Consider the following 15479-nt stretch of genomic DNA (forward strand, 5'->3'; position numbering starts at 1 on the left):
CAGAGGAGTCCGAATGACGACGTGGGAATACCTCACGACGCCCCTGTTGATCCACAACACCGCAGCGATCCTCAACAACTGGGGCAAGCAGGGGTGGGAACTCGTGCAGGTCGTCCCGGGGCCCGAAGGTGGTCTCGTGGCGTACTTCAAGCGTCCGGTCGGCGACGGTGCGGCCAACGCCGGACTGAACGCCGCGGCCACCGCCGCCAAGCAGTTCGAGGGCTGAACCATGACACTCTCCCAGCGCCTGGCCGACCTCGGCATCGACCTTCCCGAGGTCGTCCCGCCCGTGGCCGCGTACGTCCCCGCGAAACAGCACGGTGACCTCGTCTACACGGCGGGACAACTGCCGTTCATCGCCGGCGCACTGCCCGCAACGGGCAAGGTCGGCGACGGACACGGGCTGGTTCCCGCAGCCGACGCCCAGACCTACGCGCGGCAGTGCGCGCTGAACGCGATCGCCGCTGCGGCGGCAGCGGTCGGCGGTGTCGACAACCTGACCGGGGTGCTCAAGGTCACCGGATTCGTCGCATCCGTCCCCGAGTTCACCGGGCAGCCGGGCGTGATCAACGGCGCGAGCGAGTTCCTCGGTGAGGTCTTCGGTGACTCCGGGCGTCACGCCCGGTCGGCCGTGGGCGTTCCGGTGCTGCCGCTGGACTCGCCCGTCGAGGTCGAGGTCGTCTTCACCGTCGCCTGACCGCGTCCCGGCGGGCGGCCGTCTCGCAGCCGCCCGCGTGGTTCTCAGCGAACCTGTGCTGAGATCACACTCATCACCGCGGTGTCGGCGAGCGTCGTGGTGTCGCCGACCTCGCGTCCCTCGGCGACGTCGCGCAGGAGACGACGCATGATCTTGCCCGAGCGGGTCTTGGGCAGTTCCTCGACGATGTACACGTCGCGAGGGCGAGCGATCGGCCCGATCTGCTCGCCGACCCAGGCGCGCAGCGACTGGGCGAGACCGTCGGGGGAGTGCTCTGCCAGGTAGCTGCGCTTGATGATGACGAACGCGGCGACCGCTTGACCGGTGGTCTCGTCGGAGGCCCCCACGACGGCCGCTTCGGCGACCGCTTCGTTGCCGACGAGTGCCGACTCGATCTCGGTCGTCGACAGGCGGTGCCCTGACACGTTCATGACGTCGTCGACGCGGCCGAGGAACCAGACGTCGCCGTCGTCATCGAGACGGGCGCCGTCGCCGGCGAAGTAGTAGCCCTGGGCGCGGAACTTCTCCCAGTAGGTCTCGACGAACCGCTCGGGATCGCCCCAGATGCCACGAAGCATGCTCGGCCACGGTTCGGTGATGACCAGCAACCCGCCGTTGCCGTTGCCCACGTGTGAGCCGTCTTCGTCGACGACGTCGATCGAGATGCCCGGCAGCGGCACCTGGGCCGACCCCGGCTTCGTCTCGGTGACGCCCGGCAATGCCGACACCATGATGGCGCCCGTCTCGGTTTGCCACCACGTGTCGACGATCGGCGCGGTCTTGCCGCCGATCACCTTGCGGTACCACATCCACGCTTCCGGGTTGATGGGTTCACCGACGGATCCGAGCAGGCGGATCGACGACAGGTCGAACTTCTTCGGCACGGCCCGCCCGATCTTCATGAACGAGCGGATGGCCGTGGGGGCGGTGTAGAAGATGCTGACGCCGTACTTCTCGATCAGTTCCCACCAGCGGCCCGGATGCGGGGTGTCCGGCGTGCCCTCGAACAGTACCTGCGTCGCGCCGTTGGCGAGGGGGCCGTAGGTGACGTAGGAATGCCCGGTGATCCAGCCGATGTCGGCCGTGCACCAGAACACGTCGGTCTCGGGGTGGATATCGTGGACGACCTTGTTCGTGAAGGTCGCCTGCGTGAGGTAACCGCCTGACGTGTGCAGGATGCCCTTGGGCTTTCCCGTGGTGCCCGACGTGTAGAGGATGAACAGCGGGTTCTCTGCGGGGAACGGCTGGGCTTCGTGATCAGCGGATGCTGCAGGTACCACCTCGTGCCACCAGAGGTCGCGACCTTCGATCCACGCGACCTCGTTCTTGCCGCGCTGGACGACGAGCACGTGCTCGACGGTCTCCTGCACGCCGGAGCCATTGCGGTCAGCGAGCGCCTGATCGACCGCCGGCTTCAGTGGCGACACTTTGCCCTTGCGGTAGCCGCCATCGGCGGTGATGACGACCTTGGCGCCGGCGTCGTCGATGCGTGCGCGGAGGCTGTCCGCCGAGAATCCTCCGAACACGACCGAGTGGATCGCGCCGAGTCGCGCGACCGCCAGCATCGCGGCGATGGCTTCGGGGATCATCGGCATATAGATCGCCACACGGTCGCCTGCGGTCACGCCGAGGCCGGTCAGCACGTTGGCGACACGTTTGACTTCATCGGTGAGTTCGGCGTACGTGACGCGCCGCTCGTCGCCGGGCTCGCCCTCCCACAGAAGCGCGACGCGGTCGCCGTTGCCTGCGTCGACATGACGGTCGAGGCAGTTGTAGGCGACGTTCAGCTCACCGTCGGCGAACCACTGCGCGAACGGCGGGTTCGACCAGTCGAGCACCTCGGTGAACGGCGTGTGCCAGTGCAGCGCGCGTGCCTGCTCGGCCCAGAAGGCCTCGCGGTCTTCTGCGGCCTCGGCGTACAGCGTTGCGTCTGCGACGGCCGCGGCGGCGAACTCGCCGGAGGGTGCGAACCGACGGGTCTCGTCCAAGAGGTGATCGATCTGGCTGGAGGTGTGATCGGTCATGGCGCGCTCCTTTGCGACGGTGGAGAGAAGGCGGTCGGGCGGGCTTCCCGCAGGCTTGCGAGGACTCTACTGACCGTGTGCGATCCGGACCACCTCCGATAGTGGGTAGTCGCCTGCTCATCGACATCAAGCGGATTCACGCCGATATATCAGCGATTTCATGCCGATTCCGTTTGGAAGGGGCTCTGAAGTCGAATATGCTCATCAACGGCCGAACATTCGATTCTGGCATTTGCAGCACCGATTCACCCCCCGAACTGAGGTGCTGCGCGCGGCGGCATCCCATTCCCCCCATGGGATGCCGCCCCTATTTTCTGTAGCGCGCGGACCCTTCCAGCGCGCCGGCCGTTCAGCGCGACGGCCGAGCGGTTCGCCGCGTCCTCCCCACTCGATGTCGAGCGCGCACGATCCCCGATATCGACGGCGAGTCCCGACGTCCGAGGGACGGATCCGTACCGTCGACGCATGCCCGCCGCGTTCGTCGTCTCGCCCCGAGACGTCGTCGGTGAGCCTGTGCGACACTCTGCGGCGCCGCAGGGCGGGCCGCCTGTGGACGTCCCGGGTTGGGCGCCGCCCGTGCCGGAAGGTGTCCGGTCGCGAAGAGCGCGGCACCCGGCGCTCGCGCCCTTCGCCGGCTACCTCGACGACGACGTCACCGACATCTTCGTCAACGGTGAGGCCGGGCTCTTCGTCGACCGTGGAGCAGGCGCTCTCGCCGAATCGACGTGGTCCGCCGGTGAATCGGATGTGCGCGACCTCGCGGTGACGCTGATCGCCCAGGGCGGGAGGCATATCGACGACAGTTCTCCCTGCGTCGACGTCCGGCTCGACGACGGTACGCGCGTGCACGCGGTCTTGCCGCCGGTCTCGGTGGGCGGGACGGTGCTGTCCATCCGCATCCCCCGCCTCGAGCACCCGAGCGTGGAGCGACTCGCGCAGACGGGAATGTTCGATGCTTCCGCGGCGGCATGGCTCCGGAAGATCGTCGGTGACAGACGGAACATCCTCATCACGGGCGCCGCGGGGGCCGGAAAGACGACCCTTCTCGCGGCGCTGCTGGCCGAGGCGGCGCACACCGAGCGGATCGTCACCGTCGAGGACGTCGCCGAGCTGCGTGTGGACCATCCCCATCACGTGCGCCTCGAGGCACGTCAGGCCAATCTCGAGGGTGCGGGAGCGATCGATCTGGCGCGGCTCGTGCGCGAGGCGTTGAGGATGCGGCCCGACCGTCTCGTCGTCGGGGAGTGCCGCGGTGCCGAGGTGCGTGAGCTGCTCTCCGCCCTCAACACCGGGCACGACGGTGGCGCCGGCACGCTTCATGCCAACGGTCTCGACGACGTCGCGGCCCGGCTTGAGGCGCTGGGGGCCCTCGCCGGCCTCGACGACCACGCCCTTGCGCGGCAGGTCGTCAGCGCGTTCGATGTGGTGCTGCACGTCGCGCGCGACCGCGACGGCGCACGAAGGTTCGTCGCGGCGGGTCGGCCGGTGCGTGACGCATCCGGCAGGTTGTCGATCGAGGAGCTGTCGTGGCGGCGGTGAGAGCGACGGATGCAGCGGCCGCCGACACCGCGCAGGAACTCGCCGTGCTGCTTCAGGCGGGGATCACGCCCGAGCGAGCCTGGCAACATCTTGCGGCGACCGGTTCCGCTCCCGCGCAGCGAGTGTGCGACGCGGTGGCCGGCGGCCTCCCGCTCGTCGAGGCGATCGCGCAGGCCGCTCCCGCGCCGGCGGTGGGACGTGGCGATCGGGCGGCCGCGGGTCGACAGCAGACCACCTGGCGCGACATCGCCGCGGCGTGGCGCATCGCGACCACTGTCGGGGCACCTCTGGCCCGGTCATTGCGGGGTATCGCGGCGGCGCAACGCGATGCGCTGAGCGCGTCCGACGACGTCCGGATCGCGCTCGCCGAGCCCGCCGCGACCGCGCGCTTGATGGCGTGGCTGCCGCTCGTCGCCGTTGCGCTCGGTGCCGCGCTGGGTTTCGACACGATCGGCGTGGTCGCGCGGCAACCGCTCGGCGTCGCGTGCCTCGTCGGCGGCGGGGCGCTCATGGTCCTGGCGCACCGGTGGACGCGCCGACTGGTGCGCCGCGCGCACGGCGACGCGGTGCTTCCCGGCCTCGAGGGTGAGCTGCTCGCCATCGCGCTGTCCGGTGGGGCCTCGATCGACCGGGCCCAGACGGTTCTGCGGGCATCGCCCGGCGCCCCCGAACCCGATGCGGGCACCGTGGCCGTCCTGACGTTGTCGCGGACGGCCGGGGTGCCGGCGGTCGAGCTGCTCCGTGCGGCATCGGCCCACGCGCGTCACCGGGCACGCGTGGAGGCAAAGCTCAGCGCCGCGCGTCTGTCGACCCGCCTTCTGTTGCCGCTCGGCGTCTGCACGCTGCCCGCCTTTCTTCTTCTCGGCGTCGGACCGATGCTCTTGAGCGTCGTCTCCGCGATCCCGCTGAGCCCGTGATGTGCCCACCATCCGTCGACGATCAAGGAGTCGCCATGTCGTCCGAACCCCTCCCTCCGCTCACTGCGCGCCGCGCGGCCGGCCTCTTCGGCGCGCCCTCCCGCCCAGGTCTCCTCGCGGACGACACCGGAGCCGCGACAGCCGAGTACGCCATCGCGACGATGGCCGCGGTGGCCTTCGCAGGGCTCCTCGTCGTCATCATGAGGTCCGACGAGGTGCGCGGCATCCTCACCGATCTCGTGCGCCGCGCGCTCACCGTGGCATGACCCGCACGCGATACGGCGACGATCGGGGCGCGATCGTCGCCGAGTTCGCGGTCGCTCTGCCGGCGATCGTCGTCGTCGTGCTCCTGGCCGTCGGCGCGCTGAGCGTGACCGGTCAGCACATCCGGCTGCAGGATGCGGCATCCGACGCAGCGCGGCTCGCCGCACGGGGTGAACCCGATGGGCGGGTCGCGGCGGCCGTCGAGGCGGCGGTGGCCGATGCCACGACCGCCGTCACCGGCGACGGCGAGGTCGTGTGCGTCACGGCGAGCGCGGCCGGGTTCGCGGGCCTGCGGATCGCCGCGACCGGGTGCGCGCTGGCCGGGGGCCGGTGATGGCCTCCGCTGCGGTCGCGGCCGGCATCGTCGGTGTGGCAGCGATCCTCACCGTGGGTCTTGCCACCGTGTCGGCGGCCGCGGTGACCGCGCAGCGTGTCGCCGGTGCCGCCGATGCGGCCGCACTCGCGGCGGCCGACACCGCATCCGGAGCTGTGAGCGGTGTTCCGTGCGAGCGTGCCGCCGACCTCGCCGAGCGTTTCGCCTCGTCGCTCGTCGCCTGTGAAATCGACGGTCTCATCGCGACGGTCACCGTGTCGACGACGTTCGCCGGGATGCCGGTGCGGGTGTCGGCGCGCGCGGGTCCGCCACCGTGATTCGTGACCGCTGCGACCTCGGTCGCATCCGGAATGCGCGTTCACTCGGCCACGTTGCCGACGACGAGCGCGCATGCGCTCACCGCTCCCACCCTGAACCGACGTGTATGGTGTGCGACGAAGAAAGGACCTCCCCCTTGGCAGAAGGCAAGAAGCTCGTCATCGTCGAGTCCCCGACCAAAATGCGGTCGATCCAGGGGTACCTCGGCGACGGCTATGAGGTGCTGAGTTCAGTCGGTCACATCCGTGATCTCGCAGATCGAAAGGCGATTCCCGCCGAACTGAAGAAGACGTCGATCGGAAAGTACTCGATCGACATCGAGAACGAGTTCACCCCTTATTACGTCGAGTCCGAGCGGGGGAAGAAAACCGTCACCGAACTCAAGCGCGCCCTCAAGAACGCCGACGAACTCCTGCTCGCCACCGATGAGGACCGTGAGGGCGAAGCCATCGCGTGGCACCTCCTCGAGACGCTCAAGCCGAAGGTTCCCGTCAAGCGGATGGTGTTCCACGAGATCACCGAGGACGCCATCCAGGCCGCCGTTCAGAACACGCGCGAGCTCGACCTCGCCCTCGTGGACGCGCAGGAGACGCGACGCGTGCTCGACCGCCTGTACGGGTGGGATGTCTCCGATGTCACCCGACGCAAGGTCGGACAGGGGACATCGGCGGGCCGCGTGCAGTCGGCGGCGACACGTCTCGTCGTCGACCGCGAGCGCGAGCGCATGGCGTTCATCTCTGCCTCGTACTGGGGTCTCGAAACCTCGGCCGCCCACCGGGAGGCCGGCGCGAGCGCGTTCAGCGCTCGCCTGGCGCGGTTGGAGGGTGCGCCCCTGGCGCGTGGCACCGACTTCGACGACCAAGGGCAGCTGAAGAAAGCCGTCGTCGTTCTCGACGAGGCCCGCGCCCGTTCGCTCGGGGAGGCCATCGCGGCCGTGGGCGAGGCATCCGTCTCGAGCCTGGAATCCAAGCCGGGAACCCGTAGCCCCAAGGCACCGTTCACCACCTCCACGATGCAGCAGGAGGCCGGCCGCAAGCTGTCGATGAGCGCCAAGCACGCGATGGGCGTTGCTCAGCGCTTGTACGAAAAGGGCTTCATCACCTATATGCGTACCGACTCGACAGCGCTCAGCGCCCAGGCGGTCGAAGCCGCCCGCGCGCAGGCCGTCGCGCTGTACGGCGAGAAGGCCGTTCCGCTGAACCCGCGGGTCTATAAGAGCAAGAGCAAGAACGCGCAGGAGGCGCACGAGGCCATCCGCCCATCGGGCGATGACTTCCGCACGCCCGCATCGGTGTCGGCCGAACTCGACCGCGACGAGCAGCGGCTCTATGACCTCATCTGGAAGCGCACGATGGCCAGCCAGATGTCGGACGCGAAGTACGAGACGACCACCGTGACTCTCGCGGTCAGCGCCGACGGGCAGGACGCGGAGTTCACCGCATCCGGCACCGTCTACACCTTCAAGGGCTTCCTCGAGGCTTATGAAGAGGGGCGCGATGAGAAGCGCGCGGACGCCGACAAGTCGGATGACCAGTCGTTGCCGGTCCTCGCCGTCGGTGACGTGTTGCGCTTGAGCGACGTCGAGCCGAAGGGACACTCCACGAGCCCGAAGCCGCGTTACACCGAGGCATCGCTGGTGAAAGCTCTCGAGGAGAAGGGCATCGGTCGCCCCTCGACCTTCGCGAGCATCATCGACGTGATCATCAACCGCGGCTATGTCACCAAGCGTGGACAGGCGCTCGTGCCGAGTTGGCTCGCGTTCAGCATCGTGCGGCTCCTCGAGGGACATTTCGCCGACCTGGTCGACTACGACTTCACCGCGGCGCTGGAGGACGACCTCGATGCGATCGCGCGCGGTGAGCAGAAGCGTGCCGAGTGGTTGCATGACTTCTACTTCGGGTCGGACGCACACGTGGGCCTGCGTCACATCGTCGACAACCTCGGTGAGATCGACGCACGTGAGCTCAACGCGACGAAGATCTCCGACATCGCCACCGTCCGGTTCGGTCGCTACGGGCCGTACCTCGACGTGACCGATCCCGACAACCCCGATGCCGAGCCGCGGCGGGTGAACATCCCCGATGACCTCGCGCCGGACGAGCTCACCGCCGAGAAGGCGCAGGAACTCATCGATGCGCCGGTCGCGGGCAACCGAGTGCTGGGGGAGAACCCCGAGACCGGCCGCCAGATCGTCGTGAAGGACGGTCGCTTCGGTCCCTATCTCGAAGAGGAACTGCCCGAAGACGACGCCGCGCCGGCGCCGGAGACGCCGAAGAAACGCACGGCGAAGAAGGATGCCGCGCCCAAGCCGCGACGGGCGTCGCTGTTCAAATCGATGTCGCCCGAGACGGTCGACCTCGAAACGGCGCTACGACTGCTGTCGCTGCCGCGCGTGGTCGGCAACGATCCCGAATCGGGTGACGTCATCACCGCCCAGAACGGTCCCTACGGCCCGTACATCAAGAAGGGCACCGACTCGCGCACGATCGACAGCGAAGAGCTCATCTTCGACATCACGCTCGAGCAGGCGCTCGCGATCTACGCCCAGCCGAAGTACGGTGCGCGCCGACCGTCGAGCGCGCTCAAGGAGTTCGACAACGACCCCGTGAGTGAGAAGCCGATCCGCATCCGCGACGGGCGTTTCGGAGCGTACGTCACCGACGGCACCACGAACGTGACGATCCCGCGCGGACAGACCCCGGACGACATCACTTTCGAGATCGCCGTCCAGATGCTCGCCGACAAGCGCGCGAAGGGGCCCGCACCCAAGCGCACGGCGAAGCGCACGACCACCCGCAAGACCGCGGCGAAGAAGTGACCGGACTGTTCGTCACCGTCGAAGGCGGTGACGGTGCGGGCAAGTCCACACAGTCACGTCTGCTCGAAGAGTGGCTCGTGGCACAGGGCCGCCGGGTCGTGCGTACGCGCGAGCCCGGCGGCACCGAGGTCGGCATGCTCGTGCGCGACATCGTCCTGCACCACAGGGGCGAGGTCGCCCCGCGGGCCGAGGCCCTGCTGTACGCAGCAGATCGGGCGCACCACGTCGAGACCGTCGTGCGCCCCGCGCTCGACCGCGGCGACGTCGTGATCCAAGACCGCTACCTCGACTCGTCCGTGGCCTACCAGGGCGCGGGCAGGGTGCTCGGGCGTCAAGAAGTACGCGATCTCTCGCTGTGGGCGACAGAGGGGCTGCTGCCCGACCTGACCGTGCTACTCGACCTCGATCCGGCCGCAGCGCGGGTGCGCCTGGACGCCGACGACAAGCCCTTCGACCGGCTCGAATCGGAGAAAGCCGCATTCCACACTCGGGTGCGATCGGAATTCCTCGCCCTCGCCGAGGCTGAGCCCGGGAGATTCCTCGTCGTGGATGCCGCGCAGCCGGTCGACGACATCGCTGCCCAGGTGCGCGGGCGGGTGACGGCGCTCCTCTCCTGAGCGGAGAGGTGTCGACGGGCCCGATTAGGCTGAGGTCCATGCATTCCCCACCCACGCTCGACGTCAGCGTCGAGGTGCCGTGGGGTGAGGTGTGGGCGCAGGACGATGCCGTCGCCACCTTGCGCGCCGCTGCAGCCGATCCCGCCGATCTCGCCCACGCGTGGCTCATCACCGGCCCCCCTGGTTCGGGTCGGTCCACTCTCGCGCACGCCTTCGCCGCGGCGCTCATCGCCGAGCCCGACGACGAACGCGCGATGCGGCAGGTGTTGGGCGGCACGCATCCCGATCTCACCGCTCTGCGCACCGAGGGCGTCATCATCTCGATCAAGGAGGCACGTTCCCTCGTCGAACGGTCGTACTTCGCGCCGTCGGTGGGGCGTTACCGCGTCATCGTGATGGAGGACGCCGACCGCATGACCGAACGTACGTCCAACGTCTTGCTCAAGGCGCTGGAGGAACCTCCCGAGCGCACCGTGTGGATCCTGTGCGCGCCCAGCGACGCCGACCTTCTGCCGACGATCCGGTCGCGAGTGCGGATGCTGCGGCTGCGCGATCCCGATGTCGACGCCGTCGCGCGCCTCATCGAACAGCGCACCGGCGCTTCGGCCGAGATCGCCGAGCAGTCGGCGCGTCACGCCCAGCGACACATCGGGATGGCGCAGCGGCTCGCGACGGACGCCGATGCGCGCCGTCGCCGCGACGAGACGCTGCGCGCGGTCTTGTCGGTGCGCGGCGTCGGCGACGCCGTGGAGGTCGCCGGTCGCATCGTGCAGGTCGCGACCGATGACGCCAAAGCGCTGACCGCCGAGCGTGACGAGGCCGAGCGGAGCGCTCTGCGCCGCACCCTCGGCGTGGCAGAGGGACAGGCTGTGCCTCCCGCTTTCCGTGGACAGCTCTCGGCGCTCGAAGACGAGCAGAAGCGGCGCGCGACGCGCAGCCTCCGCGACGGACTCGATCGGGTGCTGACCGACCTGCAGTCGATGTATCGCGATGTGTTGATGTTGCAGTACGCGCGCGGTGAAGACCTCATCAACCGTGAACTCGCCGACGACCTGCGCGCCCTCGCCGACGCGTGGTCGCCGGATCGCACCCTGACGGTGGTGGACCGCATCAGCGAGACCCGTCGAAACCTGGAACAGAACGTCGCTCCGGCCCTCGCGCTGGAGAGCATGCTCGTGACCGTCGCGAGCGGAAGGACCCCGTGAGTATCATCTCCCGTCGCGCTCGCCGCGGCTTCACCGCCGTCGTCGCCCTGGTGGCGGCATCCGCCCTGCTGACCGGTTGCCTTTATGCGCTCATTCCCGATGACGCGTCGAGTCCCCGAGAGAGCGTCGCCCCCGATCTCTCGGGGGTTCCCACCGAGCTGCTGCCGTACTACGAGCAAGAACTCACGTGGGTCGAATGCGACGATGCGCCCGGGTTCGAGTGCACGTCCGTGACCGCGCCCCTGGACTGGAGCGACCCGGATGCCGGTGACCTCTCGCTCGCCGTGATCCGCCATCAGGCCTCCGACGGTGCACCGGTGGGATCACTGTTGACCAACCCCGGCGGGCCCGGCGCCAGTGGCGTCGATCTCATCCGCGACTCGCTGGGCTTCGCCGTGGGCGACGAGCTCAGCGGGGCGTACGACGTCATCGGATTCGACCCTCGCGGTGTCGGTGCGTCGACCGCCGTGACGTGCCTGGATGCGGAAGCGATGGACTCGTACCTGTACGACATCGCGCCGGGCGAGCGTGGGTCGGTCGAGTGGGAGCAGACCCTCACGGAGGGTAACGAGGAGTTCGCCACGGCCTGCGAGGCCAACAGCGATGGCATCCTGCCCTACATCACGACAGATGCGTCGGCGCGCGACATGGATCTGCTGCGCGCGGTGCTCGGCGATGACACCCTCAATTACCTCGGGTACTCGTATGGCACGTTCCTCGGCGCGACCTATGCCAAGCTCTTCCCCGAGCGCGTCGGCCGCCTCGTTCTCGACGGCGCGGTGGACCCCTCGATCTCGGGCCTGGATGTCTCCACCACGCAGGCCCTGGGCTTCGAGTCGGCGTTGCGGGCCTACATGGAGTATTGCCTCGCCGGCGACGACTGCCCGTTCCGCGGGTCGGTCGATGAGGCGATGGCCGACCTCGGTGCTCTCCTCGCGAGCGTCGACCGCGCGCCGTTGACCGGGTCGGACGGGCGGGAGCTCGGCGCCGACTCGCTCATGACCGCGATCGTCGCGGCACTGTACTCGCAAGAGTCGTGGCCGTACCTGACCATCGCGCTCACCGAGACGCTCGAGGGGCTCCCGGACACGGCGTTCTTCCTCGCCGACTTCTACAACGGTCGTGAGCTGGGCGAGTACATCGACAACTCCACCGAGGCGTTCCGCGCGTACAACTGCATGGACTACCCGGCCGATGAACTCGAGAGCGATGTGGCGGATGCCGAAGCGCTGATCGCCGCCGAAGCGCCCACCGTGGCGCCGTACTGGTCGGGGCCCGACCCGTGCGACGTGTGGCCCTACGCGCCCACCGGGGTGCGCGAACCCATCGCGGCCGAAGGCGCCGCTCCAATCCTTGTCATCGGCACGACCAACGACCCCGCGACACCCTACGAGTGGTCGGTGTCGCTGGCTGATCAGCTCGAGTCCGGTGTGCTGATCACGCGCGTCGGGGAGGGGCACACAGGCTTCAACAAGGGCAGCGCGTGCGTCGACGATGCGGTCGTGGCGTACTTCCTCGACGGCACCGTACCCGACGGTGATCTCACGTGCGAATGATCAGCGTGGCTTCTGGAGTCTCGGCCAGTCCTCGGCGTCGCGCCGCCGCACGAAGGCCTTAAAGGGCTCTGGAGGAAGATCTGGAACGCGAATTCGTAGGCGGGCGTATGCGTCAGCGGCTTTGAGGGCGCCATTGTTCAACGGCACTCGAAGAAGCGCGCGATCAACTGTCTTCGGTGGAATTCTGACGCTGAGTGTCTGGCCGTCCGGCATTCGTACGTTTACGACGCCTCCGCGTTGCGCCGTGTCGTACCCAACACTCACTGATACTTCTTGCAAGGGGCTTTCGCGGGTGGCGGTGACGCGAACAAACAAATCGGCACGATGCCCGGAGTCGTCTTCTGGGCCTCGACCCGGGATGCGAAGAATAGCTCCGTCTGCGGTTCCCGATCTCACCCGAACCTTCGTGAGCTCCCCGTTGCGTGTCCTTACCGTCACTAACCCGCCTTGACGAAGGACCGTGGGGGCGACTTCAACATCGACGTGCGTGCGCGGCGTCGATGTTGGCGGCCGACGAGATTCCCTAGCATCGCGTATGCACCCAAGTAGGACATCCTTCGCTCTAGAGAGTCTCTGAAACTCGCTCGTCGCTAGCTTCACTTCAGACTCCGGGCTGCCGGTGAATCGGTCAGGATGCATCATTCGCGCGCGGATCCGGTAGGCGTTGAGGACATCGAGACGCGTGTAGCTCTCGGGCACGCCTAGGATGGCGCGTGCTTCAGCAGCAGTGAGGTTCATCTCGTTGCGGAGTACTCTTCTCGGAGCATCAGTTGACGCCACGCGGTGGCGCGACGGTACAGTTCTTGGATCGCGGTTGCCTTGAGGGTGATCCGCTTTCGGATGAGTCGGATGCCGTCGATGAGGCCGAATGCGACCGCTCCCCAGAACACTACGTAGCCGCCCTCACTTGCGAGGGTGCCGACGAGGGTCAGGATCAGACCGAGAGTCATGATTCCGAACGCGATCGCGATGCGAATCGAGGACCTGCGGAGTGCTTCGCCGATGAAGAAATCGGAATCAGGTCCGTCAAGCGTCCAGAAATTCCACTTCGGAGGCGCTTTCGGATACTCGCTCCGCGGAACCCAGCCATCTGGAATCGGCATTCCTTGGTGCTCGAGCACCCACCGCTTGCTTGGGGATGGCCAACCCGGAGGAACGTGAAATCTCGCAATCTCCGGCATGCTGCGGTCCTCGGCCATCACAGTCTCCTTTACGACTGACCAAATCCTAGCGTCCAGCTTTCGATCGACCGGGTGGGTCCGGTGCTCGCGAATCCGGTGGTGCAGCACGGGGCGAACCGTGCTGATTGTGTCGCGGAACTTGATCGGGCGTGTGTGTCTGCGGTTGGGCAGGGGCAGCACTCCTCTGCAAGTGCGCCGACAAGAGGCGCGGGAAGGCAGCGGCACCCCATGTTCGCGAGCACGCCCGGGAGGCTGTAAGATCGTTGATCGTGCATCGCTCAGGCGAAGCGCGCCACCTTAGCTCAGACGGCAGAGCGATTCACTCGTAATGAATAGGTCAAGGGTTCGATTCCCTTAGGTGGCTCCACCTACCTGTTCGCGCGTTCGTTCGCGGTACCCTCGGGACCGTGCCCGCCTCCCGTCCACCCTCATCAATGCCTGACCTGGGCCAGGTCGCCGACGCGCTAGGCCGGATACCGGTGCGCTGGTGGATTTCCGGGGGCGCAGCTCTCGATCTGTGGGTCGGACGGCGTATCCGCGCGCGTGATCATGTGGATGTGAGCGTCGTGGCAAGCGATCTTCCCGCTGTCGTGGACGCGTTGCCCCGGCGATTCCGTGCGTGGGTTCGTCTTGAAGACGGTCTCGTCCCGACGTCGGATCTCGATGACATCGCCGGATCCGGCACCGTGTTCGTGCGCGATGACGATGCGGGATGCGCCTTCACGCTTCGACCCGAAGACGGTTCGCCGGACGCGTGGATCTATCGGCGCGACCCTCGGTTGCAAGTGCCGTGGGACCGCGCGGTGCTCGACCTCAGTGGTATTCCCGCGGGGGCGCCCGAAGTGCAGCTCGTGTGGAAGTCGTTGCGCCCGCGCCCCGAAGACGATGCTGATCGGGAGGCGGTCGTCCCGACGCTCGACACCGCTGCGAAGACGTTCTTCGAGACAGCTCTTCTTCGCATCCACCCGCACTCGGCCTGGGCGATACCGATCAGAACTCCTTTTGCGCCCGCGAAGTCCAGCTGGGCGAGGCGACCGGCATGAGCGCGACCACGGATCAGGCCGGATCATCGAAGAACTCGCCGGACGAGATCGCATCGATCACCAGCTTCCGCAACCACCGTTGTGCAGGAGACAAGCTTGACTCGCGTCGGGTGTAGAGGGTGACGGGGGAGCTCTCACCCGGCCAGGGGAGCTCGGTGACCTGAAGCGTGGGGAACCACCCCCGGAAGACCTCGGCGACGTGTCGCGGGAGCAGCACCACCAGGTCTGTGGCGACGAGGACGGCCGGTACTGTTGCGTATTCGTCGACTGAGAGCGCGACTTGCGGCATGAGTCCGTGCTCGATGAGGGTGTGAAGTGGAAAGACGTGTCCGCCTCGTGAGGACACCCGCACGAACCGCCTCCCCTCGAACATCTCCGGAGAGGTGTCCGCCAATGGATGGTCTTGCGAGGCCAGCGCGACGTACTCGACGCTACGCACTCGGGTGCCCCATAGACGCGAGACGTCTATGGGGGAGACCGTGACGGCAAGATCGATCCTTCCGCGCATGAGCGCATCCTCGACCTCGTCGGAGTCGATGCGTTTCACCACGACGTGAGGGTTCGCACGCTCTCGCGCGAGTGCTCCCATGATCGGGGGGAGGAAGGTCTGCTCACCGATCGACGTCAGACCCAGCGCAAGCTCTCCTGTGTACGTGGTCGCCTCGAACCCCGCAGTATCGTCGACCGCCGCTTCAATACGAGAGAGCGCCTCGTGCAGCGGCCCGAACAGCTCGGTGGCTCGTGTCGTCGGGACCATCACATGGCCTTCTCGGCGGAAGAGGTCATCACGGAATCTCTCACGCAGCCGCGCCAAGGTGTAACTCACGGTCGGCTGTGTGACGTGCAAACGATCGGCCGTGGCGGTGACGCTACGGAGCTCGTACAGCACGACGAACGTGCGCAGCTGGTTGAGATCGGTATGCGACATCAATAGATCCTATCGATGTATATGTCGGGATGAATCTA

The 15479-nt window shown here is 67.5% G+C and carries 16 protein-coding genes and 1 tRNA gene; 13 read left to right on the forward strand and 4 right to left on the reverse strand.

Features of this window, described 5'->3' with window-relative positions:
• The first annotated feature begins 13 nt into the window (after positions 1 to 13).
• Positions 14 to 226, forward strand: a complete 213-nt coding sequence (locus ACFQZV_RS05810; RefSeq protein ID WP_378750902.1) for a hypothetical protein — start codon at positions 14 to 16, stop codon at positions 224 to 226.
• Between the two features lie 3 nt (positions 227 to 229).
• On the forward strand, positions 230 to 697 hold the full coding sequence (locus ACFQZV_RS05815; protein WP_378750900.1) for a RidA family protein: 468 nt from the start codon (positions 230 to 232) through the stop codon (positions 695 to 697).
• A 44-nt stretch (positions 698 to 741) separates the two neighbouring features.
• Here the strand turns inward: ACFQZV_RS05815 and acs are convergent, their stop codons facing one another.
• Positions 742 to 2721 (reverse strand): acetate--CoA ligase, encoded by a 1980-nt coding sequence (gene acs / locus ACFQZV_RS05820; protein ID WP_378750898.1) that lies wholly within the window; start codon positions 2719 to 2721, stop codon positions 742 to 744.
• 465 nt (positions 2722 to 3186) lie between these two features.
• Between acs and ACFQZV_RS05825 the strand changes: the two genes are divergently transcribed.
• From ACFQZV_RS05825 to ACFQZV_RS05865, 9 genes are all read left to right on the forward strand, one after another.
• Positions 3187 to 4260, forward strand: coding sequence for a TadA family conjugal transfer-associated ATPase (locus ACFQZV_RS05825; protein ID WP_378750896.1), 1074 nt, complete (start codon positions 3187 to 3189; stop codon positions 4258 to 4260).
• Positions 4248 to 5177, forward strand: a complete 930-nt coding sequence (locus tag ACFQZV_RS05830; RefSeq protein ID WP_378783278.1) for a type II secretion system F family protein — start codon at positions 4248 to 4250, stop codon at positions 5175 to 5177. The genes ACFQZV_RS05825 and ACFQZV_RS05830 overlap by 13 nt, the downstream gene beginning before the upstream one ends.
• Before the next feature lie 35 nt (positions 5178 to 5212).
• Complete coding sequence (locus ACFQZV_RS05835) at positions 5213 to 5443, forward strand: DUF4244 domain-containing protein (RefSeq protein ID WP_378754232.1); 231 nt, start codon at positions 5213 to 5215, stop codon at positions 5441 to 5443.
• On the forward strand, positions 5440 to 5775 hold the full coding sequence (locus ACFQZV_RS05840) for a TadE family type IV pilus minor pilin (protein ID WP_378783280.1): 336 nt from the start codon (positions 5440 to 5442) through the stop codon (positions 5773 to 5775). The genes ACFQZV_RS05835 and ACFQZV_RS05840 overlap by 4 nt, the downstream gene beginning before the upstream one ends.
• Positions 5775 to 6092 (forward strand): Rv3654c family TadE-like protein, encoded by a 318-nt coding sequence (locus ACFQZV_RS05845; protein WP_378783283.1) that lies wholly within the window; start codon positions 5775 to 5777, stop codon positions 6090 to 6092. The genes ACFQZV_RS05840 and ACFQZV_RS05845 overlap by 1 nt, the downstream gene beginning before the upstream one ends.
• 137 nt (positions 6093 to 6229) lie before the next feature.
• A complete protein-coding gene (gene topA, locus ACFQZV_RS05850) occupies positions 6230 to 8911 on the forward strand; it encodes a type I DNA topoisomerase (protein ID WP_378753528.1) in 2682 nt (893 codons plus the stop codon).
• Positions 8908 to 9528: a dTMP kinase gene (gene tmk, locus ACFQZV_RS05855; protein WP_378753530.1), complete on the forward strand. Its 621-nt coding sequence runs from the start codon at positions 8908 to 8910 to the stop codon at positions 9526 to 9528. Before topA ends, tmk begins: the two co-directional genes overlap by 4 nt.
• A 38-nt stretch (positions 9529 to 9566) precedes the next feature.
• On the forward strand, positions 9567 to 10733 hold the full coding sequence (locus ACFQZV_RS05860) for a DNA polymerase III subunit delta' (RefSeq protein ID WP_378753532.1): 1167 nt from the start codon (positions 9567 to 9569) through the stop codon (positions 10731 to 10733).
• Positions 10730 to 12289: an alpha/beta hydrolase gene (locus ACFQZV_RS05865; protein WP_378753534.1), complete on the forward strand. Its 1560-nt coding sequence runs from the start codon at positions 10730 to 10732 to the stop codon at positions 12287 to 12289. The genes ACFQZV_RS05860 and ACFQZV_RS05865 overlap by 4 nt, the downstream gene beginning before the upstream one ends.
• Here the strand turns inward: ACFQZV_RS05865 and ACFQZV_RS05870 are convergent, their stop codons facing one another.
• Positions 12290 to 13027 carry a DnaJ C-terminal domain-containing protein gene (locus tag ACFQZV_RS05870; protein WP_378753536.1) on the reverse strand — a complete coding sequence of 246 codons (738 nt, stop codon included), beginning with the start codon at positions 13025 to 13027 and terminating at the stop codon, positions 12290 to 12292.
• Positions 13024 to 13392: a hypothetical protein gene (locus tag ACFQZV_RS05875; RefSeq protein ID WP_378753538.1), complete on the reverse strand. Its 369-nt coding sequence runs from the start codon at positions 13390 to 13392 to the stop codon at positions 13024 to 13026. The genes ACFQZV_RS05870 and ACFQZV_RS05875 overlap by 4 nt, the downstream gene beginning before the upstream one ends.
• Before the next feature lie 369 nt (positions 13393 to 13761).
• Here ACFQZV_RS05875 and ACFQZV_RS05880 point away from each other — a divergent pair.
• Positions 13762 to 13837, forward strand: a tRNA-Thr gene (locus ACFQZV_RS05880).
• 67 nt (positions 13838 to 13904) lie between these two features.
• Positions 13905 to 14513 (forward strand): nucleotidyltransferase domain-containing protein, encoded by a 609-nt coding sequence (locus ACFQZV_RS05885; RefSeq protein WP_378753540.1) that lies wholly within the window; start codon positions 13905 to 13907, stop codon positions 14511 to 14513.
• A 13-nt stretch (positions 14514 to 14526) separates the two neighbouring features.
• Here ACFQZV_RS05885 and ACFQZV_RS05890 read toward each other — a convergent pair whose 3' ends face one another.
• Positions 14527 to 15441: a LysR substrate-binding domain-containing protein gene (locus tag ACFQZV_RS05890; protein WP_378753542.1), complete on the reverse strand. Its 915-nt coding sequence runs from the start codon at positions 15439 to 15441 to the stop codon at positions 14527 to 14529.
• Between the last annotated feature and the right edge of the window lie 38 nt (positions 15442 to 15479).

The organism is Microbacterium koreense, assembly GCF_042677105.1.
GTDB lineage: Bacteria > Actinomycetota > Actinomycetes > Actinomycetales > Microbacteriaceae > Microbacterium > Microbacterium koreense.

Bases quoted from the DNA above. Each gene is read 5' to 3' on its own strand.
- ACFQZV_RS05890 (WP_378753542.1), bottom strand. From the start codon at position 15,441: ATGTCGCATACCGATCTCAACCAGCTGCGCACGTTCGTCGTGCTGTAC.
- ACFQZV_RS05860 (WP_378753532.1), top strand. From the start codon at position 9,567: ATGCATTCCCCACCCACGCTCGACGTCAGCGTCGAGGTGCCGTGGGGT.
- ACFQZV_RS05840 (WP_378783280.1), top strand. From the start codon at position 5,440: ATGACCCGCACGCGATACGGCGACGATCGGGGCGCGATCGTCGCCGAG.
- ACFQZV_RS05845 (WP_378783283.1), top strand. From the start codon at position 5,775: ATGGCCTCCGCTGCGGTCGCGGCCGGCATCGTCGGTGTGGCAGCGATC.
- ACFQZV_RS05875 (WP_378753538.1), bottom strand. From the start codon at position 13,392: ATGCCGATTCCAGATGGCTGGGTTCCGCGGAGCGAGTATCCGAAAGCG.
- ACFQZV_RS05815 (WP_378750900.1), top strand. From the start codon at position 230: ATGACACTCTCCCAGCGCCTGGCCGACCTCGGCATCGACCTTCCCGAG.
- ACFQZV_RS05870 (WP_378753536.1), bottom strand. From the start codon at position 13,027: ATGAACCTCACTGCTGCTGAAGCACGCGCCATCCTAGGCGTGCCCGAG.
- ACFQZV_RS05835 (WP_378754232.1), top strand. From the start codon at position 5,213: ATGTCGTCCGAACCCCTCCCTCCGCTCACTGCGCGCCGCGCGGCCGGC.
- ACFQZV_RS05825 (WP_378750896.1), top strand. From the start codon at position 3,187: ATGCCCGCCGCGTTCGTCGTCTCGCCCCGAGACGTCGTCGGTGAGCCT.
- ACFQZV_RS05810 (WP_378750902.1), top strand. From the start codon at position 14: ATGACGACGTGGGAATACCTCACGACGCCCCTGTTGATCCACAACACC.
- ACFQZV_RS05885 (WP_378753540.1), top strand. From the start codon at position 13,905: ATGCCTGACCTGGGCCAGGTCGCCGACGCGCTAGGCCGGATACCGGTG.
- acs (WP_378750898.1), bottom strand. From the start codon at position 2,721: ATGACCGATCACACCTCCAGCCAGATCGATCACCTCTTGGACGAGACC.